Below are 25,163 nucleotides of genomic sequence, written 5' to 3'. Positions count from 1 at the left end.
TTTCACCGTACTGATTCACCCCAGCCCGCTTCGCATTCCCCGGCGCGGGCAATCGCCGACACCCTCGGCGATCGAATGCCTATTCCACCCACCCTGACGGGGACTTTCCGTCAGGGGTGTCTCCGTAACGCAGTGACGCTCAGTCCTGATCTACCTCAACCCATCCATACCCAACCCGGGGGACCACTCTCCCCGTCGGGGGGATGTGTGCTTCCGTGGGCGTCAAGGAGACACGTATGCAGAATGCTTTAACCCTCGAACAGTTGGTGCAGTTGCCAATTACACTGACTGAACGCGCCTGGTCTGAAGTCATGTCAGTAGCCAGATACCCAGACGAAATGAAGCGTTACATTCGCCTCGGTTATTTGATCCGTGATGCTTACAGCGCGCTGAGGCAGTCTTCCGATGCTGATAGCGCAGAGTTTTCGGTCATGTGTGCCGAACCCACTGACGAAATTGAGTTTCCGGAAGAGATACATCTGGTCGCCAGGCTCGGTGCCGGTGACCACACCGCTTCATTCGTCCTGATCATGCTCAAGGACGAAGAACCTGGTACACCTACTGCGATGCCGTTCTGACGGCTTGCGAGCGGTTTACGAATGACCCGGATTGCCGGGTTATTCGTAGGCCACTTCATCCCACCCACCGCTCCTCAGGTCACTAAACTGTGAGCTACCTCCCCTTTACGACCAAGTTCAGATTTGTCCTACAGAGTCGCTTGTTGCCTCACCTAAATCGGTAGCTGAACAATGGGTACAACAACAATCGATCAGATCCGATGCATGACCGGTCTCGAAGTACCTGACCAGCCACAACGCTGACTAACCAATGCGCTCTTCCGAGCGCCAAATCACGCCAGCCCAAAATGGGTTGAGCCTTGCCCCTGCGCGCCCGAAAAGGAGGAAATGGCTGTAAACGGCGGTAAAGGACGATGGGAAGGGGAGTCAAAGGTAACGGCCCTACCCGAAAAGGATTCTGACCGACGACACAAAAAGCAAAAGGCTACGGAGTCTGCCTCGATGCTGCATCTGTTCCGAAAAACCAGAACCAGTAGAGCCGAAGAAAAGGACGTACCACCTGACGGCTATACGCTTCCGCAAAGCCCGGAAGAACTCCTGTCTACGGATCTGCGACGCAAACTTGTCGACATGATCTGGCAGCGCACATCTCTCAGCGCAACGCACTTCGAGCGCCTATACCTTACACCCCTCAAGCGCTTTGCTGACCTGGTCCAACTGCTCCCAGCCTCCGAGAACCACCACCACGCGTACCCGGGCGGCATGCTCGATCACGGGCTGGAGATCGTCATCTATGCACTGAAGCTGCGCCAGAGTCATTTGCTTCCACCTGGCGCCGCGCCAGAAGATCAGTCTTCGGAAGCCGAAGCCTGGACCGCCGGACTCACCTACGCAGCCCTACTCCATGACATCGGAAAGATCGTCGTTGATCATCAGGTCGAACTGGCCTCAGGGAACACCTGGCATCCATGGAACGGTCCGCTAGCAGAACCCTACCGCATCAAATTCGTGAAAGGCCGCGCCTATCACCAACATCCGACCGCTGGTAGCTTGCTTACACAGCAAGTACTGACGCCTGAGATTCTCGACTGGCTGATGCAGACACCGACGCTATTCGGAGCGTTGACCTACGTGCTGAGCGGCCACTATGAGGCGGCCGGCATGCTTGGGGAATTGGTGATCAAGGCGGATCAGGCCTCGGTCTCCAAGGCAATCGGGGGTAACCCGGCGCGAGCCATCGATATCCCGAAAGAATCTCTCCAGGGCAAACTCATTCATGGCCTTCGCCACCTGGTCAAAAACGAGTTGCGCATCAACCAGCCAGGCGCTGCGGCCTGGCTGACAAACGATGCGCTTTGGTTGGTCAGTAAATCGGTAACCGACCAACTAAAGGCTTATTTGCTGAGCCAGGGTTTTGAAGGCGTACCCCATCGCAATAGCCGACTGTTCGATGAAATGCAGTGCCACGGCATCATCCAGCAGACCCCGGCCAACATGGCCATCTGGGAATGCACTATCAACGACCCGGAGCGCAACTGGAGCCAGAAGCTGACCATGCTCAAGGTCGCTCCGGCCCTTATCTGGGGAACGAAGCAGCGGCCCGAGACCTTCACTGGCACGGTGGTAGTCTCTGCAGACGCGACGGGCGAGCATCACACTGAGGCAGACAAAAAGCCGACGGCGGATGCGGACAGCCATCGCCCAGTGCGCTCACAGGATCAACGGACAGACTCGCCACCTCCAGCGCCGCCACCCTATGAGGACGATGAACTTGCTTTCCTCATGCAGTCGCTGGATCAGGCCGGAGAAGCGGACCGATACAGCAGTCTGCTGAATAACCTGATTGAGCCAGGACATGAAACAGATGCCCAGCAGGAAATACCAGCCCTTCTCCCCGCCACAGCCAGGGGCGGCGAAATGCCGGAGCCACAACAGAACCCTGGAACCTTGTTTGTCAGCTGGCTGAGAGCCGGCCTACTGACGCAGAAAATCGTTATCAACGACGTGAAAGCCAAAGTCCATACCGTATCTGGCACAGCTTTTCTCGTTACGCCTGGCATTTTTCAACGGTTCTCGATGGAGCACCCCAACTTGTGCAACGCCAAGGACCAGCGGGAGGCCTGGAAGGAGATTCAAAAGCAATTTCAAAAACTGCGCCTGCATAAGAAGACCGAAAACGGCCTGAATATCTGGAAATGCACAGTTATGGGCCAAAAGAGAGTTCGCAAGCTTCAAGGCTATTTGATGGTTGACCCGCTGAGCCTGTTTACCACGGTTCCGCATGACAATCCGTTTCTCGCCCTGGACGTGGGGGAATGATCACATGGTAACGTTTAAAGAGCTATTAGAAGAGTTCTTCTTCGTAAGCAACTTAAAAACCAGAAGCATCAATAGCTACAAGGGGCCTGTAAGATTGTTCTCTGCGTTCTTGAACCTTCAAGGCATCCACCTCCCGGAAGAGGTCACCCAGCGTCATGCACTAATGTGGCGACAGGAAGCTCTTACACGCATCCGCGCTGTTAGCTGGAATAATTATTCAAGACACCTGAGATCTATTTACAATTTTGGAATCGATCATGGTGTATTAAGCATCACCAAAAACCCGTTCGAGAAGACATCAGTCAGAGAGCCCAAAAAGCCTAAGAAAACTCTAAGCAAGCCACAGATTTCGAATGGGCGAAAAATCATCTCAGAGATTATCGAGTATGAAAAACGTTCGGGCAAGCACGGCCCAATTACCCCGGGATGGTTTTGGCAAATCGTCAATGAAACCTTTTACTAGACTGGAATACGAGTTACCCAGCTCGTAGAGCTGCGACTTGAGGACATCAATCTAAAAGAAATCATTATTGTAGTGGTCTAATGAAACCGGACACCCATTTAGGCGAGAATGCTCGCCAGATAGAGGTGTCTGATGACCAAACAACGCCGTACCTTTTCCGCTGAATTCAAACGTGAGGCTGCAGGCCTCGTGCTCGATCAAGGCTATAGCCATATCGAAGCCAGCCGTTCACTTGGGGTTGTCGAATCTTGGCCTTTTCTTTCGCACGCTTAACCCGTTTTGCTTTTTTTTATCTTTCGATGCCATGGGGCCTCCTTTCAGGCTGTGATATCAATGCGGAAGCTCAGCCTCATTTTCACTCCCGTAATAATCTTCCCCATTACTTCGTTCACTGAGCCAATAAGCAATAATGCTATCTACGCCCTCCGCATCCGTGAACTCGATCTCGTCAGCCCCGGCAGCATCCCAATCGTCATAGGTCTTTTCCTGCATTAGCCGAGTGGCCTCGCCTGTGGAAAGATGTGGATCACATACCTCGATGCGACTGAGGCCAAACCAGGCAGCGTCCTCCATACCGCCGGGTAAATTCCTAAGTTCCCACCACCCCCGATAGGTCTCGGGGGTGCGAGCCTTCAGATCCAACTGATACAACTCTTCATTCCCAGACGACCAGTCCCCGCTGGCGACCCTGGAGTTTCGATACTCAGTGCGCTCAATAAACCATTGTGAATGAGATTCAGGATCGTCGGCGGCCCAGTCGTACCATTGGCAGCGAAAACCCATCTCCTCCCAGCGGCAAGCAGTGCTCACAACTGAAGCTTTTGTCGGCCCAAAGACCCACTCCTCGGCTTGCAAAAAAGAGTTGCGGCTATGCCCCCAAGCCAGCCCTTGGGCTGCATAGGCAAAGCTCGAGCGGTGCTCGTTCCAGAAATGCTCAAGTTGATCCAGGGTTGGCAAGCGAACAAACATTGCCCCATTCGCCAGAAGGGTGCGCTCGGGCAGTGCTATGTCGCTGGGCAAAACCTTATTTCCATGCATGGCTGTGTCACTCCATTGAGAAAGATCGAAAGTCGCGGAAGTTGTACATTGCGAAACCACGATGCTGGCCGAGGATGCCTCGACGAACTGCCAGCAAAAGCCGTACAACCTGTAGGAAACGTCTCTTTCTGATCTATTCCCGATGCATCACCACGGTCCGTGCTGCACAATTACTCGCGCGTAACCGAGGAAACCATTGAGCCAGAGCCGTCTCGTACCTGATGTCATCCATTCGGGCCCTGCCATTGCAGCAGTTGACAGCTCAAGCGCGCTTTGCGACCCTCTAAAACAGTAGATTTCGTGCGCCAGTCATGTGTTGAGACGCTCGAAGATCAGGTTCTCGGATTTTTTGCCGGGAAGGGTATCCAGCTTCAGCCCGCTGTGTATAATCTGCGCCCTTGCGCCGGTATAGCTCAGTTGGTAGAGCAACTGACTTGTAATCAGTAGGTCCCGGGTTCGACTCCTGGTGCCGGCACCATACGCAGCAACGAGAAAGGCTCACCGAAAGGTGGGCCTTTTTTGTTTGCCTTTTCCGCCAGAGATACGCGTTACACCTTCTTGATCCCAGCCGTTAGCGCTATGGTAACAATCTGTTTCAAGCAGCTTCACCACTCACCAAGGAGGCCCCCATGCTCGGCATCGTCCAATTCCCGCTATTCGTACTGGCAGTGGTCGCGCTCAACGCTACGCCCGGCCCGGATATCGCCTACGTTGCGGGGCAAAGCATGGTGCATGGCCGACGCGCGGGGATTCTTTCTGCGTCCGGCGTTGCCCTGGGCGGGTGTCTGCATACGATTTGTTGTGCGATCGGGCTGACGGCGCTTTTGGCTACGTCCCCTTCGGCGTTCACTGCGATCAAGTGGCTGGGTGGGCTGTATCTGATTTATCTCGGGGTGCGGACGCTTTTTTCGAAGATCACCACGGATGAGCTACGCCCCGAGATTCCCCTGCTGAGTAATCGCACCCTGTTGTTCCGCGGCTTCCTGACCAATGCGTCCAATCCCAAGGTGCTGCTTTTTTACGTGGCGTTCTTCCCGCAATTCGTAACCCCCGACAGCGCTGACAAGACGGCGGCGTTTCTGGTGTTGGGTGCGGTTTTTGTTGTCCTGGGTTTTATCAATGACGTCGCCGTTGCGTGGCTGGCTGCCAAGGCTGCGGGAGCTGTCAGCGGTCGGCCGCAGATCAGGAAGTGGATAGACCGGGTGATCGGTACGACCTTCATCGGGATGGGTGTTCGGCTGGCTCTGACTCATAAATGAAGCATCAAGAGCGGGTCTGACAGGCCATGTTTTCATGGCCGAATAGTCGCCCCCTCAACACCGGGAAAGGCTCAGCGCAACGCGGGCCTTTTTGCCTCGCATGGCTCGTTTAAGAGCCCTCTGACAGCCAATCAGCACCCCATCCGTAAGATCCAAAAACCCCGCCATGTAGGACCCATCTGAACTTTCTGTCCCGGCAATCTCCCGCCTTGCGCGAGCGTCAAACCGCCCCCTAACCTGCCGCCGCGGTCACTTGGCGACCGTATGCAAGGCCGTTGCCCTCGCGGGTTTCGGCTCAATCATTTTGGGAATTTGATCATGCAAGAGACAACAAACCCGACGACGAATGTCGTCAATTTGTTCAAGCAGAAAAAGGGGGATATCACACCTCAGGACTCGCTGGGGTTTGCGTCTGATTACCTGACCTGCGCCATTGCAGTGGCGACTCGCCTGGCTGCTTACTTGCCGCCGGAGTCGCAGGACAAGTCGCGCAAAATGCTCAGCATGCTCAAAGAGGCGCAAGAGTTGATCAAGGGCGCTATCGCGATGATGCCGAGCCCATCAACGCGGTAAATCGCCAGCAACACAAGGTTGAACGGGAAAAGGCTCACTTTTAAGTGGGCCTTTTATTTGCCCTGGTTTTCGGTAAATAAATAAACAAATAGAAACCAATCGTCAGCCCCAAAACCCCCGCCCTGTAGGACGCTTCTGAAGTTTCCGTATACCCTCTTTGCCGTGTTGCGTCGCTTGTAAATCACGGCCTAATCTCCCGGCTCGCTGCATTCCGCAGCCGGTTTTGACAGACCGACTCAATCAACCGCAACACTCGCCAGGCAACGCCATGGCGGCTGTATGTGGGGCACACGTATGTGCGCCGGTTCGTTGGTTGCCGGTCTGTCAACCCGCGTACAGCCGCCACCCATTGGTTGACAGCAAAGGGACGGCTCAACCATTGAAGGAAATTCGATATGTCCTGTTACGAGCCGCACAAAACCAACAATCCCCCCTACTTCGATCTGGAAGAAATCCACGCAACCCTCTCCCACTACACAGCCCAGGCACAGCCCCTCCCCCACGCGGCCGCAGAACCCATCCTGCATAAGCTGTCGTCGTTGAATACGGAATTACAGACACTGGGACAGACCCTCCAGAGCGTCACCGATGTGAACGATGCCTTGGCGCTGGTGGTGCTGATGATGGACAGCGCCTATGACCGCAAGCTCGATGCCGAGCAGGTGCGCTGTTTGCTGGCGCCGTTGCAGGAAAAGCTCGGCAAGGCGGTTGAGGGGATGAGACTGGCTTGCTGATCCGCCACCGTTGGTGGAAGCGAATAATGTGGAGCGAATGGTGGGAGCGGATTCATCCGCGAAGGGGCCAGTACATCCAACACATTGGCGGCGTCCGAAATAAAGCTTTCGCGAATGAATTCGCTCCCACAGTAGTGCGTGAATATCATCGAATCTGTGGGAGCGGACTCATCCGCGAAGGGGCTGCTCTGGCTTTACAGCAAACATAGAATCTTCCACATTATTCGCTCCCACAACGCATTCCATTTCAGCGCCTTGCGGTGTCACGGATGGCGTGGGATACCCCTCACGGAATCAGAATCACCTTATCCCCCGCCCCTTCGTTCACTTCGGCATAGCGTTGCAGCCCCTGGCTCAGCGGTGTTTCCAGCAAGCCTTCAGGCAGCGGCAGCAGGCCCTGGTCGAAGAATGTACCGAACTGTTCGAGCATGCCCACGCAGGTTTCGCTGTTGTAGAGCAGGGAGTTGATGCCAACCACGCAGCCGCCTTTGCGGTACAGGGCCAGGGCCGGGAGTTGCACGTGGCCGTCGACCGGGGCAGCGATAATCGCGATGCGGCCGAAGGGTGCCAGGGCGCTGACGGCGGCAGGCAGCCAAAAGCCGGTGGTGTCGAAGATTACGTCGGCGCCGCCCTTGAATACGGCGTTGACGCTGGCGCCCAGGTCTTCGGCCTTGTCCAGCAGGATGCCTTCATAGCCTTGGGCTTGCAGGGCCTTGAGCTGTTCCGGGCGGCGGACGGCGGCGAGGATCCTGGCACCAAGGATTTTCCCCAGGGCCAGGGTCGCGCTGCCCACTGCGCCGTTGGCGCCGATCACCAACAAGCGGGTGTTGGCGTCGACCAGGCTGCGCTGCAGGGCATCCCAGGCGGTGGTGTAAGGCACGCCGAGGCTGGCGGCCTGGGCGAAGTCCAGGGCTTTGGGTTTATGCGCAACGCCTTTGGCGGACAGGGTCAGGTACTGGGCGTGGGAGCCGTCGCGGAAAAAACCAAGGTCGCGGCCAGTGCCCCAGACTTCCTGACCGATCATATCCTGTGGGCCTTCCACGACGACACCGGCAAAGTCGCGACCGGGGATGCGCGGCAGGGTCGTGTAAGGGAAGCGACCGAGAACGTTTTTCACGTCGCTGGGGTTCAGGCCCGCGGCCTTGACCTGGACCAGCACTTCACCTTCGGCAGGCACAGGCTTGGCCACTTCAACAAACTCCAGGGCTGCGAGGTCGCCGGTACGGGAAAATTGCAGTGCGTTCATGGTGTCTCCGGGCGTCAGAAATTTCAGAAGAAAGGGTCAGGCAAACCAGTGGGCGAACAGCTGTTTGCCCATGGGCCAGAGTTGTTCGCCGAGCTGCATGCCCAGCAGGCCGACCAGGGCCACGGCAGGTGGCGCAGGCGAGCGGAAGTCGAGGACGCCGTACAGCAGGCCGACGGCGGTGCCGATGGCGAGGGAAATGAGGTAGCTCATAAGTGGCTCCGGGCAAAAGCATCGCGTCGCGATGCATCAGGTATGCGCAGAGTGTAAGGACGGGGCGAAAAAGCTATCGGCCAAGGACTTCTGAATTTCGGCCAGCTTGTTTCAGGCCTGGCTGAGCGGGTACTGCGAAGGCGCAATGCCCAGCTCACGGCGGAACATGTCGCTGAAGCTGCTCGGCGAATACCCTAGAGAGCGGGCGATGGCACTGACCGGCACACCCTGGATGATTTCCGCCACGGCGGTGGCCAGTTGCACCTGCCGGCGCCACTCGGCGAAGCCCATACCCAGGGCACTCTGGAACAGGCGCGACAGGGTGCGCACGCTGGCCCCGGCGTTTTCCGCGTGCTGTTCGAAGGGGATATCGAGTGAAGGATCGCTCATCACCGCCTGACAGAGATTTTTCAGGCGGCGGTCGGAATCATCCGGCAGGGGGATTTTCAGCAGCGAGCGCCTGGCCCTTTGCAGTTCGAGCAGGGCCAGCCCCACCAAGGCATCGTAGTACTCGGCTTCCTGATCACGATCCAGCGCGACAAGGCCGAGGATCAACTCCCGCATCAGGCCGCCGACCTCGAAGACCTGCACGGTCTTTTCCATGGTCGCGGCAATGGCCGGGCGCAGGTAGATATTGCGCATTTCCAGATCAGTGACCACGCGGATGCCGTGAACCACCCCGGGCGGCAGCCAGACCGCCCGTTGCGGCGGCACGACAAAGGCCTCGACCGGCGTTTCCACCCACATCACCCCGGACGTGGCGTACAGCACCTGGCCCCAGACATGCTCATGGGGCTCGATAAAGCGCCCACGAGGGTAGGTCCGCGCCAGAGGCTGCACGGGGACGGCGATATCGCTGAGGTCGGGAGGTGCGGCGAGGGCCATGACAGATCTGGCTTGAATAGAGTTGTTACATGTTAGCGAGATTGTTGGCATCGCGACCAGTCATGTGCCCCTTCACGTCACAAGCTGACAAAAAAACGCCCCGACTGGTCGAGGCGTTTTTCAGCTGCCGATCTTTAGAACACGTTGATCGGGTAGTCAATGAAGATACGGGTTTCGTTACCTTCGCTGTTGTAAGCGCTGGCGTTGTCAGACACCCGCAGCCACGAGTTGCGCAGGCGCACCGACAGGTCTTTGGCCGGGCCGCTCTGGACCACGTAGCTCAGCTGGCTGAACAGCTCGCGCTCTTCGCCGTTGCCACGGTTGGTGCCGTCATCGATGTTGTCGCCACGCACGTAGGCAACCTTGTAGCTCAGGCCCGGAGTGACCAGGGTCGACAGGTTGATGCCGTAACCCAGCTGCCAGGAGCGCTCGTCCTTGCCGTTGAAGTCGGACCAGTAAGAGTTGGCCAGGTAGATGGTGTTGCCGCCATCGCCCGTGCCGCCGGCGTTGCGGTAGCCGCCGTAGTTGTAGCCGGTCTCACCGGTGCTGCGCTGGTGCGCGATGGTGAAGGAGTGGATGCCCACGGCCCAGGTCGCGGCCAGGCTCCAGATCTTGTTGTCGCGCGCGTCGTCGACGGCGAAATCACGATCCAGCTTGGTCTTGTAGCCGTTGAAGTCCAGGGTCAGGGACTGGCTTTCTGGCAGGGCGAAGACGTAGTTCAGGTTCAGGTACTGCTTTTTCAGCACGTCTTCGTCGTCGGAGCCGTAGAACGAGGCGCTGAAGGCGTCGGTGAACTTGTAGCTGGCACCGTAGACGTTGATGCTCTTCAAATCGCCGCTGTCACGGCCCTGGGCGCTCTTGCGGGCTTCCTGGGTGAAACGACCGGCAACGATTTCCAGGTCCTTGATCTCTTTGGAAGAGATGTAGGTACCGGTGTAGGTTTCCGGCAGCAGGCGCGAGTTGTCGTAGCTCAGCACCGGCAGTTGCGGCATCTGGTCGCCGTACTTGATGGTGGTGTTGGAGAAGCGTGCCTTCACTGCGCCGCCCAGGCGACCCAGGGTGTCGGCTGCTTCGCCGCTGTCGCCCTGCTTGAAGAAGTCGATGCCACCGGCACCGCTGCGGCCCTTGCCGCCGTCCAGGCGTACGCCGTACAGGCCGAAGGCGTCAACGCCAACACCGATGGTGCCCTGGGTGAAACCGGAGCTGAAGTTGGCTGTGAAACCCTGGCCCCATTCGCCACGGTCGTCCTTGCCATTCTTGTAGTCACGGTTGATGTAGGCGTTGCGCAGGAACAGGTTCAGGCTACTGTCTTCGACGAAACCCTTGGCGTCGGCCTGGCCTTCAGCCATGGCCTGGCTGGCGCTCATGATGCTCACGGCGAGCAGAGCGAAACGTGCATTAAACATCTTGTTTTCCTTAGGCAGATTAATCACGCGCGCTGTGGCGACGGCCCTGTTCGGGTGTCTGATGCTTGCTCGCGGCACAAGGGCCGTTTGGGCAAGCTGCACGAAATCATCGCAGTGGACTACTGATGCACGTTTATGGCACACGGCCACAGGCGGAGGACGCGAATCCTAGCCGTGGGTCGTGGAGGTGTCAATTTCGCGGGTTACAGAAAGATTGCAGCACAATTGCGCAAAGACGGGAGGCGGCGTTCAGTCCTTGAGCACATTCAGTAACGCCTCAAGCTCGACGTCATCGATCAAGCCTGCCGGATAGCGTTGCAGCAGCATCTGCCGAACGTCCGGGCGTTGCGGTTTGGAGGTCTTCGTCGTCCTCAACCAATCCGCCATCAGTTGGCGAGCTTCGCTACTAGCAGACAAACCACGAGCGCGATGCGACTCAATACCTGCGTTCATAGGACAACCTCTTCGTGCGTGAGGGCTAAATGTACGTTCGTTTTGTTACAGGGAAACGAAACGACACAACAGCCGCCGTCGGCTAATCGCAGGAATAAACGCCGGGAAGCGTTACCCACAAAAAAGCCCATCGTCGGATGGGCTTACCACAGCAAGAACGAGACCAACTTCGTAACAGGGGTGTTACGACCCGGTTACTTTTCAGGCGATATGGGGTGCTGGCTGCTGTTGCGTCAGGCAGTGAATATTGCCGCCGCCCAGCAGCAGCTCACGACCCGGGACCATGACTACTTCGTGTTCAGGGAAGATCTGCTGCAGGATTTTTCGTGCCGTTTCGTCCAGAGGGTCATCGAAGCTGGGCGCGATGATGCCGCCGTTGACGATCAGAAAGTTTACATAGGAGCCGGCCAGACGCACCGAAGGGTCGCGTTCCTGGCTGCCGTGCACTTGATCGACGCCAGCGCATTCTTCTTGCGTGGCGAACAACGGCCCCGGAATCGGCATCTTGTGCACGATGAACGGACGGCCCCTGGCATCGCGGGAGTGTTCCAAAATACCCATTGCGGCCTGGCAACGTGGGTAGTTGGGGTCTTTGGAATCATCGGTCCAGGCCAGCAACACTTCCCCCGGACGCACGTAGCAGCAGAAGTTATCCACATGGCCGTCGGTTTCGTCATTGAACAGGCCGTCGGGCAGCCAGATGACTTTATCCACAGCCAGGTTGTCGCTCAGCACCTTCTCGATGGCCTCGCGGGTCAGGTGCGGATTGCGGTTGCGGTTGAGCAGGCATTCTTCGGTAGTGATGAGCGTGCCTTCGCCATCAACATGGATCGAGCCGCCTTCCAGAACAAAACCTTCGGTGCGATAGCGCTGGCAGCGCTCCATTTGCAGGACCTTGGCCGCCAGTTGCGAGTCGAGGTTCCACGGCGAGTACAGACCGCCATCGAAACCGCCCCAGGCGTTGAAGTCCCAGTCCACGCCGCGCACTTCACCCTGATCGTTGATGACGAAGGTCGGCCCTGTGTCGCGCACCCAGGCATCGTTGTTACTGATTTCCACCACGCGGATATTCGGCATGTCGAGGCGCGCGCAGGCGTTGTCGTATTGCGCTGCGGACACCGCGACGGTCACCGGCTCGAAACGGGCAATGGCCTTGGCCACGGCGACATGGGCGCTCTGCACCGGTTTACCGCCCAGGCGCCAGTTGTCCGGGCGCTCGGGCCAGACCATCCAGGTTTGAGTCTGCGGCGCCCACTCGGCAGGCATATGGAAGCCATCGGCGCGTGGGGTGCTTGTAAGTGTGGTCATTGATCAAGGCTCCAGGGGCGGCTTAACACCATAGCAGGCGGGGTGTGACAATCTTTGGCCGACTTTATAGACGATAAATATCTGACTTAAAAGCCTGAAAACAGACAAACATAAATAAGAAAACCAATATAGCCGATATAAATCGGCTTTTTGGTGGGAGCGAATTCATTCGCGAAGAGGCCAGTACATCCGAAGCATTTTTATCGTCCGTACTAACGCATTCGCGAATGAATTCGCTCCCACAGGGGTCAGGCACTAAGTTCTGCGAGCACCCTGGCAACCCTATCCACGAAGAAATCCACACTCTGGCGCGTCGTGCACATCGGCGGTTTGATCTTGAGGATGTTCAGGTAATCGCCAGTGGGCTGCATGAAGATCCCCAGTTCGCGCAAGCGTTCGCACAGGGCGGCGGTTTCTTCGGTGGCGGGTTCCAGGGTCTGGCGGTCGCGGACCAGTTCCAGGCCCAGATAGAAGCCCATGCCATGCACCGCGCCGACCAGAGGGTGCTCGGCACCCAGGGCTTCGAGGCGGGCCTTGAAGTGGTCGCCCACGTTCCGGGCGTTTTCCCACAGCTGTTCTTCATCCATGACGTCGAGCACCGCCATGCCAATCGCACAGCTGACCGGGCTGCCTCCGGCCGACGAGAAGAAATAGCCCTCAGCTTCCAGGGCTTCGGCGATTTCACGGCGGGTGATGACCGCACCCAGCGGGTGGCCGTTGCCCATACCCTTGGCCATGGTGATGATGTCCGGCACTACGCCCTGCTCTTCAAAGCCCCAGAAGTAGTGACCCAGACGGCCATAGCCGACCTGAATCTCGTCGGCAATACAGACACCGCCGCGCTCGCGGATCTTCTGATAAACGCTCTGCAGATAGCCTTTGGGCAGGGAAATCCCCCCGGCATTGCCGTACACCGGTTCACAGATAAACCCGGCGACCTGGCGCTGTTGTGCGTCCAGTTTCGCCAGCACTTCATCGACGCTGCGCACGTAGTCGGGGCCACTGTCCGGGCCACGGAATTCACCGCGCCAGGTGTTCGGCGCCATGACCGGGTGGACCCAGTCCGGGCGGGTGCTGAGGGCTTGCGGGTTGTCGGCGATAGAGGTGGAGATGGCATCGGTGGCCACTGTCCAGCCGTGGTAGGCCTCCAACACGCTGAGCATGTCGCGGCCGCCGCTGTAGGCCCAGGCCAGGCGAATGGCCAGGTCATCGGCCTCGCTGCCGCTATTGACCAGGAACACCCGGTCCATGCCCTCCGGCGCCAGTTTGAGCAGGCGCTCGGAGAATTCGGCAATCGACGCATAGTGAAAGCGCGAGTTGGTATTGAGCAGCGACCATTGGCGACTGGCGACCTGGGCCATACGCGGATGACCGTGACCGAGCACCGCGACATTGTTGAGCATGTCCAGATAGGAGCGCCCCTGCATGTCGATCAAATGGTTGCGCCAGCCACGCTCGATCTGCGGTGGCGCCTGGTAGTAATGCTTTTGTGAACGGGCAAAGCTGGCGTCGCGACGGGCGAGCAATTGCGCCGCATCGGCCAAGGCCGGGGCGTCGCAGTCAAAGCCCAGCAACGCTGCTGGCGAAGGGCACAGGGTTTGCCACGCCGCTGCCCAGGCCGGTCGGGCAAACAACGGCGGACTGAGATCGGGTTGCGTACAGAGTTGCACCAGTACCGTGCCGTTGGCCAGGCCCAGTACGCCACCTGCGGCCACCTCACGGCCCATGCCCAGTTCGCCGGTTGCACCCCACAGGCGCAGGCTCAGCCGTTCGTTACTCAACAGCAACGCGGCATCAGCGGTCTGGCGTAGCATGCCGGCGAATGGCGCATGCAGCGCGGTGCCCGCAGGCAGGTATAACTCCACATGCAGGGCGCAGGTGTCCGGCTCGTCGGAGCTGTCAGGGCGGGTGCGCGACAGGCGATATTCACCATAGCGGCTGCTGGCCTGGCCGGTGCGGTTGGCGGCCTGCTGTAACAGGCGCTCATCGATGCCTTCCTGTTCCCAGTTGCCCGCGCTGAAGTGCTCGCTGAGTACGCCCAGATCGACCAGAGTGAATGGCGCGCCCTGCAAACCGGGCAGCAGCGGCGCCAGCGAGGGTGAGGGCGAGGCGGGTGCAACCATGTCCAGCGCGGCCAGGATCGCCGTCTCCATCAAGACCATGGGCACCGAGGTGGCAACGTCGAAGATATTCCACTCACTGACCAGGTTGGCCCGGATATAGCTATTGCCCGGTTCGACGCTGGCCTGCTGCTCGCTGCTGAGCACCAGCACCGCCGAGCGGGCGACGATCAGCGGCCAGAGGGCCTGCAACTCTTGCAGGCTCAACGGGTTGATTGCGTGATAAGCGTGAATGGCCGGGAGGATATACAGCGGATCGCCATCGGCATGGTGCAGCAGCGCCGCACAGGTCACCGACAGGTCGGCAATACGCCAAGTGCTGACCAGATCGCCAAAATCGATCAGGCCTTGCAGCTGCCACTGCCGCTGCTCATCACGGGCCCAGACGACGTTGTACTCGGTGATATCCAGATGCACCGCCTGAACCGGCAACGCCGCAATCAACGGCAACAAACGCTGATGGGCCTGCTCGGCCGCCGCAGCGATGCAGTCCCGCGCATCGGCATCGCTCAGCACCGGCAACAGATGTTTGATCAGGGCCTGGGCATGGCGTGGGTCCCATTGCAAGATGCGCTCAAGACCGGGATGACTGAAGCCGGCCAGAGACTGGTCCACCTGGGCGCACAGTTCACCCAGCCCCTCCACTACATGCCGATCCAGACGCGGCAGATGAGCCAGTGATTGGCCGTCAATAAACGACAGCAGGCGTACATGCACCGGCTGACTCGCGATCTCCAGTGAAAGCAGCTCTTGGCCATTGCGCGCCGCAACCACGCCCGGCACCCGCGCGGCTGAGTGCTGCTGCAGATGCCCCAACGCGGCGTGCTGCGCGGCCAGCTCGGCAGCCGAATAAGCCCCGTGGCAGATTTTCAGGACATAGCGCCCCTGCCCCGTATCCAGCAGAAAGTTGCGATCCTGCTGGCTGCCCAACTCAGTCAACACGCCACCGAGCCCGTAATGCTCCGCAAGCAGTTGCAACGCCTGATCGGCGCTGACGTCGGGGCATGGCAGGCTGGAGCGACGAATCAATGTAGCGAGCGGCATGGGGACCTCGGAATTAACAGTGTTTTTTTGTGGGTACCGCCACCCCGTCCACGACGCCGCGCTGTCGCGCAGCAAACACGGAATCCATGTGGGACCGGCTCCAGCCGGGAAGGCGTAGGCAGTATTAATACATTTTTATCGCCTGCCAAAGCCCCTCCCGGCTAAAGCCGGTCCCACCATGCAGCGTCGGAGCCATGACGGACCATTACTATAGAGCGCCGTATTGGCGGCAGTCTCTCGGGCCAATGGAACCGACAGTTTTATGACGTGCCGCGCGAACGCAATCAATATATTTCATCACCCGCCGATGGCTTCCTGGTCAATGCTGCTTGCGCGACCTCGTTTCGCCCCACAAGCTATGCTCCATACGTCCGTCAGGTCTGCTGTCGTTTCAGCATGGTCGCGTACTAAAACGACAACAGACCTTACCCACCAAGGAAGAAGGCCTACCTAATGCGCATACTGGTTACCGGCGGCGCGGGCTTCATCGGCTCCGCGCTTATCCGTCATCTGATCCAACATACGGACCATGATGTTCTCAACTTCGACAAACTGACCTATGCCGGCAACCTTGAATCCCTGGCCAGCATCGCGACCAACACACGCTATGAGTTCGTCCAGGCCGATATCGTCGATCAAGCCACGGTGAGCGCGGTCCTGGCGCGCTTTCAGCCCCAGGCGATCATGCACCTGGCGGCCGAGTCCCATGTCGACCGCTCTATCGATGGCCCCTCGGAATTCATCCAGACCAACATCGTCGGCACCTACAGCCTGCTTGAAGCCACACGCCGTTACTGGCTGACGCTACCGGAAGGCGAGCGGGCGGCGTTTCGCTTCCACCATATTTCCACCGACGAGGTGTATGGCGACCTGCACGGCGTCGATGACCTGTTCACCGAAACCACGCCCTACGCGCCCAGCTCGCCGTACTCGGCCAGTAAAGCGGCGTCCGACCATCTGGTCCGGGCCTGGCAGCGCACCTACGGTCTGCCGGTGGTAATCACCAACTGCTCGAACAACTACGGCCCGTTCCACTTCCCGGAAAAGTTGATCCCGCTGGTGATCCTCAACGCCCTGGCCGGCAAGCCACTGCCGGTGTATGGCAACGGCCTGCAAGTGCGCGACTGGCTGTTCGTCGAAGACCACGCCCGCGCGCTGCTCAAGGTGGTCACCGAAGGCGCCGTTGGCGAGACCTACAATATCGGCGGCCATAACGAGCAGAAGAATATCGATGTCGTACGCGGTATCTGCGCCCTGCTCGAAGAGCTGGCCCCGGAACAACGCAAGGGCGTGGCGCACTATGCCGACCTGATCACCTATGTGGTGGATCGTCCCGGCCATGATCAGCGTTACGCCATCGATGCCAGCAAGATCGAACGCGAACTGGGCTGGAAACCCGAAGAAACCTTCGAGACCGGCCTGCGCAAGACCGTGCAGTGGTACCTGGACAACCTGGAGTGGTGCCAACGGGTTCAAGACGGCAGTTACCAAGGACAAAGACTGGGTTTCACCGACCCCAAGGATCTGATCGCATGACCAAAGGCATCGTACTGGCCGGGGGCTCCGGCACCCGCCTGCACCCCATTACCCTCGGCGTCTCCAAGCAACTGCTGCCGATCTATGACAAACCGATGATTTACTACCCGATCTCGGTGCTGATGCTGGCCGGGATCCGCGAGATTCTGGTGATTTCCACGCCTCAGGACCTGCCGCAATACCGCAGCCTGCTGGGCGATGGCAGCCAGTTCGGCGTGCACTTCCACTACGCCGAGCAGCCCAGGCCCGACGGGCTGGCCCAGGCGTTCCTGATTGGCGAAGAGTTTATCGGCGACGATTCGGTGTGCCTGATCCTGGGCGACAACATCTTTCACGGCCAGCACTTCTCCGAGCAGCTGCAACGTGCCGCCGAGCATAAGTCCGGGGCTACGGTGTTCGGTTACTGGGTCAAGGACCCGGAGCGCTTCGGCGTGATCGACTTCGATGAGAACGGCAATGCCCTGTCCATCGAAGAAAAACCCAAGGCGCCGAAGTCCAGCTATGCGGTGACCGGCCTGTATTTCTACGACAACGAGGTGATCCGCATCGCCAAGGACGTCAAGCCATCGCCACGGGGCGAGCTGGAAATCACCGACGTCAACAACGCCTATCTGGAACGCGGCACCCTGCGCGTCGAGCGTTTTGGCCGCGGCTTCGCCTGGCTCGACACCGGCACCCACGACAGCCTGCTCGACGCCTCGCAATATGTGCAGACCATCGAGCACCGTCAGGGCCTGAAAGTCGCCTGCCTCGAAGAAATCGCCTATCAGAATGAGTGGATCGACCGCGAGCACCTGCTCGAGCGCGCCGCCTACTTCGGCAAGACCGGCTACGGCCAGTATCTGTTCAAGCTTGCAGGGGAACACCCGTGAACGTAATTGCCAGTGATTTGCCTGAAGTGCTGATTATCGAACCCAAGGTGTTCGGTGATGCGCGGGGCTTTTTCTATGAAAGCTTTAACGCCAAGACCTTCGCCCAGGCTACCGGCATCAGCACCGAGTTCGTTCAGGACAACCATTCGCGCTCGCAAAAAGGCGTGCTGCGCGGCCTGCATTACCAGATCGAAAATGCCCAGGGCAAACTGGTGCGGGTCACGGCTGGCGAAGTGCTGGATATCGCCGTCGACATCCGCCGCAGCTCCAGGACCTTCGGTCAGTGGGTCGGCGTGCGCCTCTCGGCCGAGAACCATCGCCAACTCTGGGTGCCCGAGGGTTTTGCCCACGGCTTCGTGGTGCTCAGCGACTACGCCGAGTTTCTCTACAAGACGACCGACTACTACACCCCCGCTGCCGAGCGCTGCATTCGTTGGGATGACCCCACGCTGGCCATCGACTGGCAGCTGGATCAGGCGCCGTTGCTGTCGGGCAAGGATCAGCAGGGCAGCGACCTGAACGACGCGGATCTGTTTCCATGAAGCCCATGAAGATTTTGATCAGCGGCCGCCACGGCCAGGTGTCCCAGGCCTTGCAGCACAGCCTGGCGGATCTGGGCGAGCTGGTGGTACTGGGCCGCGACGAGTTGGACCTGACGCAACCGGCCGCGATTTTCGAGCGCGTGCTGGCCCTCAAGCCGGACCTGATCATCAACGCGGCGGCCTACACCGCCGTGGATCAGGCCGAAAGCGATGCCCTGGCGGCGCTGCGGGTCAATGGCCTGGCAGCCGGTGCCTTTGCCACAGCGGCGAAGGCCCTGGCGGTCCCGTTGATCCACTACTCCACCGACTACGTATTCGATGGCAATAAAGTCGGTCGCTACAGCGAGGATGATCCGGTCAACCCGCAGAGCATCTACGGCGCCAGCAAGTGGGCCGGTGAGCAGGCCATCGCGGCGGTGGGCGGGCAGTACCTGGTCTTGCGCACCAGTTGGGTCTATTCCACAGTCGGCAAAAACTTCCTGCTGACCATGCAACGCCTGCTGCAAGAGCGCGACGAGTTGTCCGTGGTCAGTGACCAGATTGGCGCGCCAACCTGGGCAGGTACCATCGCCGCCAGCACCCGGCAGTTGATCGAGCGCTGGCAGGCCGGTCAGGCTGGCGAATGGGGCACCTATCATCTGACGGCGGACGGCGAAACCTCATGGTTCGGTTTTGCCGAGGCCATTGGTCAAGAGTTGATCAACCAGGGCAAACGCTGCGCGACGCTCAAGGCCATCCCGTCCAGCGCCTACCCCACCCCGGCGACACGCCCGCTCAATTCGCGCCTGGATTGCAGCCGGTTGCAGCAGCAATGGGGCGTGCATCAGCCGCATTGGCATGGGGCTTTGCTGGAGTGTCTGGCGGCGCAGGGCTGAGTATTCGCTTGCTCAAAAAACTCTGAATCGGCGACATTCTGTGGGACCGGCTTTAGCCGGGAAGGCGTATTCCCGGCTAAAGCCCATCCCACAACCTGGCGCCAACCTCGCGATAGCGTGGTATCGACGGCGCCGCGCAGCCATAATGCAAGACCGACGTCCGGCACCCCATGGCTGACCATGATTTCTAGCACCGTCCCCCGCCGCCCCCGCTGGCGCAGTCTCGCCCTGCTGGCCCTGTGCCTGACGCCTCTGCTGTGGCCGCTACAACACCTGGCCGAGCACTATTACCGCAGTGAACTGGTCAGCCAGAACCGCCAGACGCTGGATCTCTACGTCGCCAACCTGCTCGGCACCCTGCACCGCTACGAGACCCTGCCGCAGATTCTCAATGACCTGCCGGTGCTGCGCGATACCCTGCTGATGCCGCAAAGCCTGAGCAACGTCGACAAGGCCAATCACCTGCTGCGCGATATCGCCCAGCAGACCGGCGCCGATGTCATGTACCTGATGAACACCAACGGTCGCACGCTGGCCGCGTCCAACTGGGATCAGCGCGACAGCTTCGTCGGGCGCAACTTCGCCTTCCGCCCGTATTTCAACGAAGCCATGGCGGGCAAGCTGGGGCGTTTCTTCGGCCTGGGTACTACCTCGGCCAAGCGCGGCTACTTCTTTGCCGGCGCCGTGCATGATGGCGATCAGGTCATCGGCGTATTGGTGATCAAGGTCGATCTGGACCATACCGAAACCCTCTGGGGCAAGACGCCGGAGCAACTATTGCTGACCGATCAGAACGGCGTGGTCATCCTCACCTCTCGCCCGGACTGGCGCTTCCGGGCGACACGCCCGCTGACCAACGCCGAGAAACAATCGATTGTTTCGGTGCAGACTTATCCGACCAACGACCCCTTGCCGTTGCGCCTGGACGAACAGGCCTGGCTGACCCAGACCCAGCAGATCGATGAAATCGGCTGGAGCGTAAATATTCTCGCGCCCCGCGCCCTGATCGACCGCCCGGTGCGTACCGTAGTGGCCGTCGGCGCCGCAGCCTTGCTGGTGCTGATCTCGCTGCTGGGCATCATGATGCAGCGCCGGCGCCACTATCTGGACCGCATCGCCTTCGAGGCCAAGGCCCGGCGCGAGCTGGAAATGCGTGTGATCGAGCGTACAAGCGATCTTGAAGCCCTCAACAGCCGCCTGCGCCAGGAAGTTCTGGAACGTGAGCAGGCCCAACAGGAACTGGTGCGCGCTCAGGATGAACTGGTTCAGGCGGGCAAGCTGTCGGCACTGGGTACCATGTCGGCGAGCATCAGCCATGAACTCAATCAGCCGCTGGCGGCGATTCGCAGTTATGCGGAAAACGCCGAAGTATTGCTGGACCACCAACGCACCGATGACGCCCGTGGCAACCTCAAGCTGATCAGCGAACTGACCGGACGCATGGCCTCGATCATCGCTCACCTGCGCGCCTTCGCCCGCCGCGATCGCCATGCCCCGGAAAGCGTGGCCCTGCAACCGGCGCTGGACGACGCCCTGGCTCTGCTGGCCAAGCGCAGACGGGCCATGGACGTCGAACTGATCCGCGACCTGCCCGCCGCGACCCTGTGGGTACAGGCCGGCGAAACCCGTCTGCGCCAGGTGCTGGGCAACCTACTGGCCAACGCCCTCGATGCCCTGACCGAGAAGGGCCCACCGCGCAAACTCTGGCTCAGTGCCGAAACCAGCGACGAGGGGGTCAATCTGTACATTCGCGATAACGGCCCGGGGTTTTCCGCGCAGGCACTGGCCCATGCCCGTGAACCGTTTTTCACGACCAAGACCCGCACCCAGGGTCTGGGGCTGGGCCTGGCCATCTGCGATACGCTGATGCGCGCCCTGGGCGGCGAATTGCTGTTCGCCAACCACCCCGACGGCGGCGCCCTGCTGACCCTGCGTCTAAAAGCCGGTGCCTCCGGAGTCAACCTGCAACCGCCAGAGGATCTTTCTGCATGAGCACGGACACCGCCATCGACAGCCGAATCCAGGTGTTGCTGATCGACGACGACCCTCACCTGCGCCAGGCCCTGAGTCAGACCCTGGATCTGGCCGGGCTCAAGGTCCTGTCCCTGGCCGAAGCCCAGGGCGTGGGCGCGCGTATCGAGCGGGACTGGCCGGGCGTAGTGGTCAGCGATATCCGCATGCCGGGCATCGATGGCCTTGAGCTGCTCAAGCAATTGCATGAACAGGACCCGGAGCTGCCGGTGCTGCTGATCACCGGCCATGGCGACGTGCCTCTGGCCGTGCAGGCCATGCGCGCCGGGGCCTACGACTTCCTGGAAAAACCTTTCGCCAGCGATGCCCTGCTCGACAGCGTTCGCCGCGCCCTGGCCCTGCGTCGCCTGGTCCTGGATAACCGCAGCCTGCGCCTGGCCCTGAGTGATCGTCAGCAACTCAGTACCCGTCTGGTCGGCCAATCGGCGCCGATGCTGCGCCTGCGCGAACAGATCGGCGCCTTGGCAGGGACCCGTGCCGACGTGCTGATCCTCGGCGAAACCGGCGCCGGTAAAGAAGTGGTGGCCCGGGCCCTGCACGACCTGTCGAGCCGCCGCAACGGCCCGTTCGTGGCGATCAATGCCGGAGCACTGGCCGAGTCTGTAGTGGAAAGCGAGTTGTTCGGCCATGAGCCGGGGGCCTTTACCGGCGCGCAGAAACGTCGCATCGGCAAGTTCGAATTCGCCAATGGTGGCACGCTGTTCCTCGACGAAATCGAAAGCATGAGCATGGACGTGCAGGTCAAGCTGCTGCGGCTGTTGCAGGAGCGGGTGGTGGAGCGGCTGGGCGGCAATCAGCAGATCGCCCTGGATATCCGCGTCATTGCCGCGACCAAGGAAGACTTGCGTCAGGCGGCTGATCAAGGCCGCTTCCGTGCCGACCTGTATTATCGGCTCAATGTCGCGCCGCTGCGCATTCCACCTTTGCGCGAGCGCGGTGAGGATGCCTTGATGCTGTTTCAGCACTTCGCCGACGCTGCCGCCCTGCGCCACGGCCTGGGCAAGCATGAGTTGCAGCCGGGCCAGCGCGCGCTGTTGTTGCGGCATACCTGGCCGGGCAACGTGCGCGAACTGCAGAACGCCGCCGAACGCTTCGCCCTCGGCCTGGAGCTTGAGCTGGAAGGCAAGGAAGTGTCTGCCAACACCGGCGCAGGCTTGAGCGAGCAAGTGGAGAACTTCGAGCGCGCGCTGATTGCCGCCGAACTGACCCGCTCCCACAGTTCCATGCGCAGCCTGGCTGAAGCGTTGGGCCTGCCGCGCAAGACTCTGCACGACAAATTACGCAAACATGGGCTGAATTTCGCCGATAGTGCAAGCAACCAAGACGATCAGGAGTAAGCACTACATTGTGGGAGCGAATTCATTCGCGAAAGCGGCCTGTCAGGGCAAGAGAATGCAGTGGCCCCTTCGCGAATGAATTCGCTCCCACAGTGGTGCATGAATATCGTCGGACCTGTGGGAGCGAATTCATTCGCGAAGGGGCCGTTCTGGCTTTACAGCAAACATAGAATCTCCCACAGATTCTCTCTTGCAGGATCGATCAAAATCGCGGCCACCCCGTATTACTGGATGACAAATGACTGACGACATCGCCCACGACCTCGAACAGGTCCTGCACCACGACATCCCGCTAACCCGGGACATGGGCCTGAAGGTCCTGAGCTGGGAACACGGCCAGCTACGCCTGCACCTGCCCCTGGCGCCGAATATCAATCACAAGAGCACGCTGTTCGGCGGCAGTCTGTATTGCGGCGCGGTGCTGGCGGGTTGGGGCTGGCTGCATGTGCGCCTGCGCGAAGCGGGGATCGAGGGTGGACATATCGTCATTCAGGACGGCCAGATCAGCTATCCCCTGCCGGTCAAGCACGATGCCGTGGCCATCTGCGATGCACCGGATGCGGCGCTGTGGGACAAGTTCGTCACCACCTATCAACGTCGAGGCCGTGCGCGGCTGGCGCTGCATACGCGCATCGTTGCCGAAGGTAGCGACGCTGACGCAGTGCGGTTTGTCGGGCAGTTTGTGTTGCACCGCTGACATCTATTGCCTGGCTGCATTAGCACAACTTTCTGCGGGAGCTAATTACGTGGGAGATTCTATGTTTGCTGTAAAGCCAGAGTAACCCCTTCGCGGATGAATCCGCTCCCACAGATCCGACGATATTCACGCACTACTGTGGGAGCGAATTCATTCGCGAAAGCTTTATTCCGGACGCCGCCAATGTGTTGGATGTACTAGCCCTTTCGCGGATGAATCCGCTCCCACAGTTTGCTACTGCGTCCGTCAGTTCGAACGCGCCAGCGCCAGCATCTTCTCGCGCCACTGTGCCTTGGCCGGCAACGCCAGGAAGAACGAGTTAAGCAGCGACTCTCTCGGCGGATAGGTAAAGACCTCACCCGACAACTCCAGCACCTCGCCCCCGGCGCCTTCAAGCACCCCCTGGGCCGCAGCGGTGTCCCATTGCGAGGTCGGCGCCAGGCGCGGGTAGAAATCGGCGGCGCCTTCTGCCAACAGGCAGAATTTCAGCGAACTGCCGATATTGGCCAGTTCAAGAGTACCCATCGCCTCTTTCAGACCGCCCAGTAAACGCTCCTGCTCGGGGCTGCTGTGGCGGCGGCTGGCGACCACGGTAAAGGCCTCGTCCGGCGCATTGCGCACGCTGATCGGCGCCAGGTGATGTTCATTGTCACTGCGCCAGGCGCCCAGGCCAGCACCGCCGAAATAGGCGCGGTTATTGGTCGGCATCGACACCACACCGAACACCACCCGACCGTTTTCGATCAGGGCGACATTGACGGTGAACTCTTCACTGCCGCTGATGAATTCCTTGGTGCCGTCCAATGGATCGACCAGCCACCAGCGTTGCCATTGCACCCGCTCGCTGACGGGAATGTTGGCGTCTTCCTCGGACAGCACATGAATATCCGGGGCCAATGCCAGCAAGCCATCGACCAATACATGGTGAGCCGCCAGATCGGCCGCGGTCACCGGGGAATCATCGCTTTTGGTATTCACCGAGACATCGGCCCGCCAGAACGGCAGGATCGCCTCGCCCGCCAGACGCGCCAGTTGGATCACCGGAGCCAGCAATGGATGGGGCAGTTGGGCAAAGACGTCGGTCATGGCAGAAAAACTCCGCGTTGGGTCAGCAGGTCACGGGCCAGGTACAGCGCCGCCAGGGCGCGGCCTTCGCTGAACTGCGGGTGCTCGATCAGGCTCGACAGCTCGCGCAGGTTGACCTTGTCCACGCGCATCGGCTCGGGCTCATCGCCCGGCAGGCTCTCTTCGTACAGATCGGTGGCCAGCACCACCTGGATTTTCTGGCTCATATAACCGGGCGACAACGACAGCTCGGTCAGATGCTCCAATTGATGTGCGCCAAAACCGGCCTCTTCCTTGAGCTCCCGGTTGGCGGCGGCCAGTATGTCTTCGCCCGGTTCAATCAGGCCCTTGGGCAAGGACAGCTCGTATTCGTCGGTGCCGCCGCAATATTCTTCGACCAGCACGGCATGCTCGGCGTCAAGCATGGCGACAATCATCACCGCACCGTAACCCGTGCCACGGCCCACCAGCCGCTCATAGGTCCGCTCGACCCCGTTGGAAAAACGCAGCTGCAACTCCTCGACCCGGAACAGGCGACTGCTGGCAACGATTTCGCGGGCGAGGACGGTGGGTTTCTGGCGCATGGCAAGCTCCTTGGCGTAAGCGGGGTACTATACCGTGGCTTTTCCGAT

General features: G+C 59.9%; 23 protein-coding genes, 1 tRNA gene and 1 pseudogene. 15 read left to right on the top strand and 10 right to left on the bottom strand.

What is annotated here, in order from left to right:
* Positions 1-236: 236 nt before the first annotated feature.
* From ACCD02_RS14660 to ACCD02_RS14645, 4 genes and pseudogenes are all read left to right on the top strand, one after another.
* Complete coding sequence (locus ACCD02_RS14660) at positions 237-578, top strand: hypothetical protein (protein ID WP_413302921.1); 342 nt, start codon at positions 237-239, stop codon at positions 576-578.
* Between the two features lie 441 nt (positions 579-1,019).
* Positions 1,020-2,837, top strand: a complete 1,818-nt coding sequence (mobH, locus tag ACCD02_RS14655) for a MobH family relaxase (protein ID WP_413302918.1) — start codon at positions 1,020-1,022, stop codon at positions 2,835-2,837.
* Between the two features lie 4 nt (positions 2,838-2,841).
* Complete coding sequence (locus ACCD02_RS14650; RefSeq protein ID WP_413302915.1) at positions 2,842-3,300, top strand: hypothetical protein; 459 nt, start codon at positions 2,842-2,844, stop codon at positions 3,298-3,300.
* A 132-nt stretch (positions 3,301-3,432) separates the two neighbouring features.
* A pseudogene (locus ACCD02_RS14645) lies at positions 3,433-3,549 on the top strand (transposase); the annotation flags it as partial.
* 81 nt (positions 3,550-3,630) lie between these two features.
* On the opposite strand, the gene ACCD02_RS14640 reads toward ACCD02_RS14645, so the two are convergent.
* Complete coding sequence (locus tag ACCD02_RS14640) at positions 3,631-4,338, bottom strand: hypothetical protein (RefSeq protein ID WP_413302912.1); 708 nt, start codon at positions 4,336-4,338, stop codon at positions 3,631-3,633.
* Positions 4,339-4,740: 402 nt separating this feature from the next.
* Between ACCD02_RS14640 and ACCD02_RS14635 the strand changes: the two genes are divergently transcribed.
* The 4 genes from ACCD02_RS14635 to ACCD02_RS14620 all read left to right on the top strand — a co-directional run bounded on the left by ACCD02_RS14635 (position 4,741) and on the right by ACCD02_RS14620 (position 6,904).
* Positions 4,741-4,816: transfer RNA gene (locus tag ACCD02_RS14635), tRNA-Thr, on the top strand.
* Positions 4,817-4,967: 151 nt separating this feature from the next.
* The gene (locus ACCD02_RS14630) at positions 4,968-5,597 is read left to right on the top strand and encodes a LysE family translocator (protein WP_413302908.1); all 630 of its coding nucleotides are present in this window, start codon (positions 4,968-4,970) and stop codon (positions 5,595-5,597) included.
* Between the two features lie 318 nt (positions 5,598-5,915).
* On the top strand, positions 5,916-6,170 hold the full coding sequence (locus tag ACCD02_RS14625) for a hypothetical protein (protein WP_413302904.1): 255 nt from the start codon (positions 5,916-5,918) through the stop codon (positions 6,168-6,170).
* Positions 6,171-6,565: 395 nt separating this feature from the next.
* A complete protein-coding gene (locus ACCD02_RS14620; protein ID WP_413302901.1) occupies positions 6,566-6,904 on the top strand; it encodes a hypothetical protein in 339 nt (112 codons plus the stop codon).
* A 286-nt stretch (positions 6,905-7,190) separates the two neighbouring features.
* Here the strand turns inward: ACCD02_RS14620 and ACCD02_RS14615 are convergent, their stop codons facing one another.
* The 7 genes from ACCD02_RS14615 to ACCD02_RS14585 all read right to left on the bottom strand — a co-directional run bounded on the left by ACCD02_RS14615 (position 7,191) and on the right by ACCD02_RS14585 (position 15,576).
* Positions 7,191-8,150, bottom strand: a complete 960-nt coding sequence (locus tag ACCD02_RS14615; RefSeq protein ID WP_413302898.1) for a quinone oxidoreductase family protein — start codon at positions 8,148-8,150, stop codon at positions 7,191-7,193.
* A gap of 36 nt (positions 8,151-8,186) precedes the next feature.
* Positions 8,187-8,360, bottom strand: a complete 174-nt coding sequence (locus ACCD02_RS14610) for a XapX domain-containing protein (RefSeq protein ID WP_259104047.1) — start codon at positions 8,358-8,360, stop codon at positions 8,187-8,189.
* Between the two features lie 111 nt (positions 8,361-8,471).
* A complete protein-coding gene (locus ACCD02_RS14605; protein WP_413302895.1) occupies positions 8,472-9,245 on the bottom strand; it encodes an AraC family transcriptional regulator in 774 nt (257 codons plus the stop codon).
* A 134-nt stretch (positions 9,246-9,379) separates the two neighbouring features.
* Entirely contained in the window at positions 9,380-10,651 is a 1,272-nt protein-coding gene (locus ACCD02_RS14600) for an OprD family porin (RefSeq protein ID WP_413302892.1), read from the bottom strand.
* Positions 10,652-10,900: 249 nt separating this feature from the next.
* A complete protein-coding gene (locus ACCD02_RS14595; RefSeq protein ID WP_413302890.1) occupies positions 10,901-11,026 on the bottom strand; it encodes a hypothetical protein in 126 nt (41 codons plus the stop codon).
* Between the two features lie 279 nt (positions 11,027-11,305).
* Positions 11,306-12,412 (bottom strand): agmatine deiminase, encoded by a 1,107-nt coding sequence (gene aguA, locus ACCD02_RS14590; RefSeq protein ID WP_413302887.1) that lies wholly within the window; start codon positions 12,410-12,412, stop codon positions 11,306-11,308.
* A 248-nt stretch (positions 12,413-12,660) separates the two neighbouring features.
* Positions 12,661-15,576, bottom strand: a complete 2,916-nt coding sequence (locus ACCD02_RS14585; RefSeq protein ID WP_413302885.1) for an aminotransferase — start codon at positions 15,574-15,576, stop codon at positions 12,661-12,663.
* Between the two features lie 453 nt (positions 15,577-16,029).
* Between ACCD02_RS14585 and rfbB the strand changes: the two genes are divergently transcribed.
* The 7 genes from rfbB to ACCD02_RS14550 all read left to right on the top strand — a co-directional run bounded on the left by rfbB (position 16,030) and on the right by ACCD02_RS14550 (position 23,466).
* On the top strand, positions 16,030-17,112 hold the full coding sequence (gene rfbB / locus ACCD02_RS14580) for a dTDP-glucose 4,6-dehydratase (RefSeq protein ID WP_413302882.1): 1,083 nt from the start codon (positions 16,030-16,032) through the stop codon (positions 17,110-17,112).
* A complete protein-coding gene (rfbA, locus tag ACCD02_RS14575) occupies positions 17,109-17,984 on the top strand; it encodes a glucose-1-phosphate thymidylyltransferase RfbA (protein WP_413302879.1) in 876 nt (291 codons plus the stop codon). The genes rfbB and rfbA overlap by 4 nt, the downstream gene beginning before the upstream one ends.
* On the top strand, positions 17,981-18,526 hold the full coding sequence (rfbC, locus tag ACCD02_RS14570) for a dTDP-4-dehydrorhamnose 3,5-epimerase (RefSeq protein ID WP_413302877.1): 546 nt from the start codon (positions 17,981-17,983) through the stop codon (positions 18,524-18,526). The genes rfbA and rfbC overlap by 4 nt, the downstream gene beginning before the upstream one ends.
* A gap of 5 nt (positions 18,527-18,531) precedes the next feature.
* The gene (rfbD, locus tag ACCD02_RS14565; RefSeq protein ID WP_413302875.1) at positions 18,532-19,401 is read left to right on the top strand and encodes a dTDP-4-dehydrorhamnose reductase; all 870 of its coding nucleotides are present in this window, start codon (positions 18,532-18,534) and stop codon (positions 19,399-19,401) included.
* 180 nt (positions 19,402-19,581) lie between these two features.
* Positions 19,582-21,393 carry a sensor histidine kinase gene (locus ACCD02_RS14560; RefSeq protein ID WP_413302873.1) on the top strand — a complete coding sequence of 604 codons (1,812 nt, stop codon included), beginning with the start codon at positions 19,582-19,584 and terminating at the stop codon, positions 21,391-21,393.
* Positions 21,390-22,769 carry a sigma-54-dependent transcriptional regulator gene (locus ACCD02_RS14555; protein WP_413302870.1) on the top strand — a complete coding sequence of 460 codons (1,380 nt, stop codon included), beginning with the start codon at positions 21,390-21,392 and terminating at the stop codon, positions 22,767-22,769. The genes ACCD02_RS14560 and ACCD02_RS14555 overlap by 4 nt, the downstream gene beginning before the upstream one ends.
* A gap of 238 nt (positions 22,770-23,007) precedes the next feature.
* Entirely contained in the window at positions 23,008-23,466 is a 459-nt protein-coding gene (locus ACCD02_RS14550; protein ID WP_413302868.1) for a thioesterase domain-containing protein, read from the top strand.
* 246 nt (positions 23,467-23,712) lie between these two features.
* Here the strand turns inward: ACCD02_RS14550 and cysQ are convergent, their stop codons facing one another.
* Together cysQ and nudE are read right to left on the bottom strand one after the other, a co-directional pair.
* Positions 23,713-24,552, bottom strand: coding sequence for a 3'(2'),5'-bisphosphate nucleotidase CysQ (gene cysQ, locus ACCD02_RS14545; protein WP_413302865.1), 840 nt, complete (start codon positions 24,550-24,552; stop codon positions 23,713-23,715).
* Positions 24,549-25,115: an ADP compounds hydrolase NudE gene (gene nudE / locus ACCD02_RS14540; RefSeq protein ID WP_413302862.1), complete on the bottom strand. Its 567-nt coding sequence runs from the start codon at positions 25,113-25,115 to the stop codon at positions 24,549-24,551. The genes cysQ and nudE overlap by 4 nt, the downstream gene beginning before the upstream one ends.
* Between the last annotated feature and the right edge of the window lie 48 nt (positions 25,116-25,163).

Source organism: Pseudomonas sp. Pseusp88 (assembly GCF_047303955.1).
Lineage (GTDB): Bacteria > Pseudomonadota > Gammaproteobacteria > Pseudomonadales > Pseudomonadaceae > Aquipseudomonas.
Note: the sequence above shows the minus strand (reverse complement) of the source record. Positions and strands in the feature narration are given on the sequence as shown.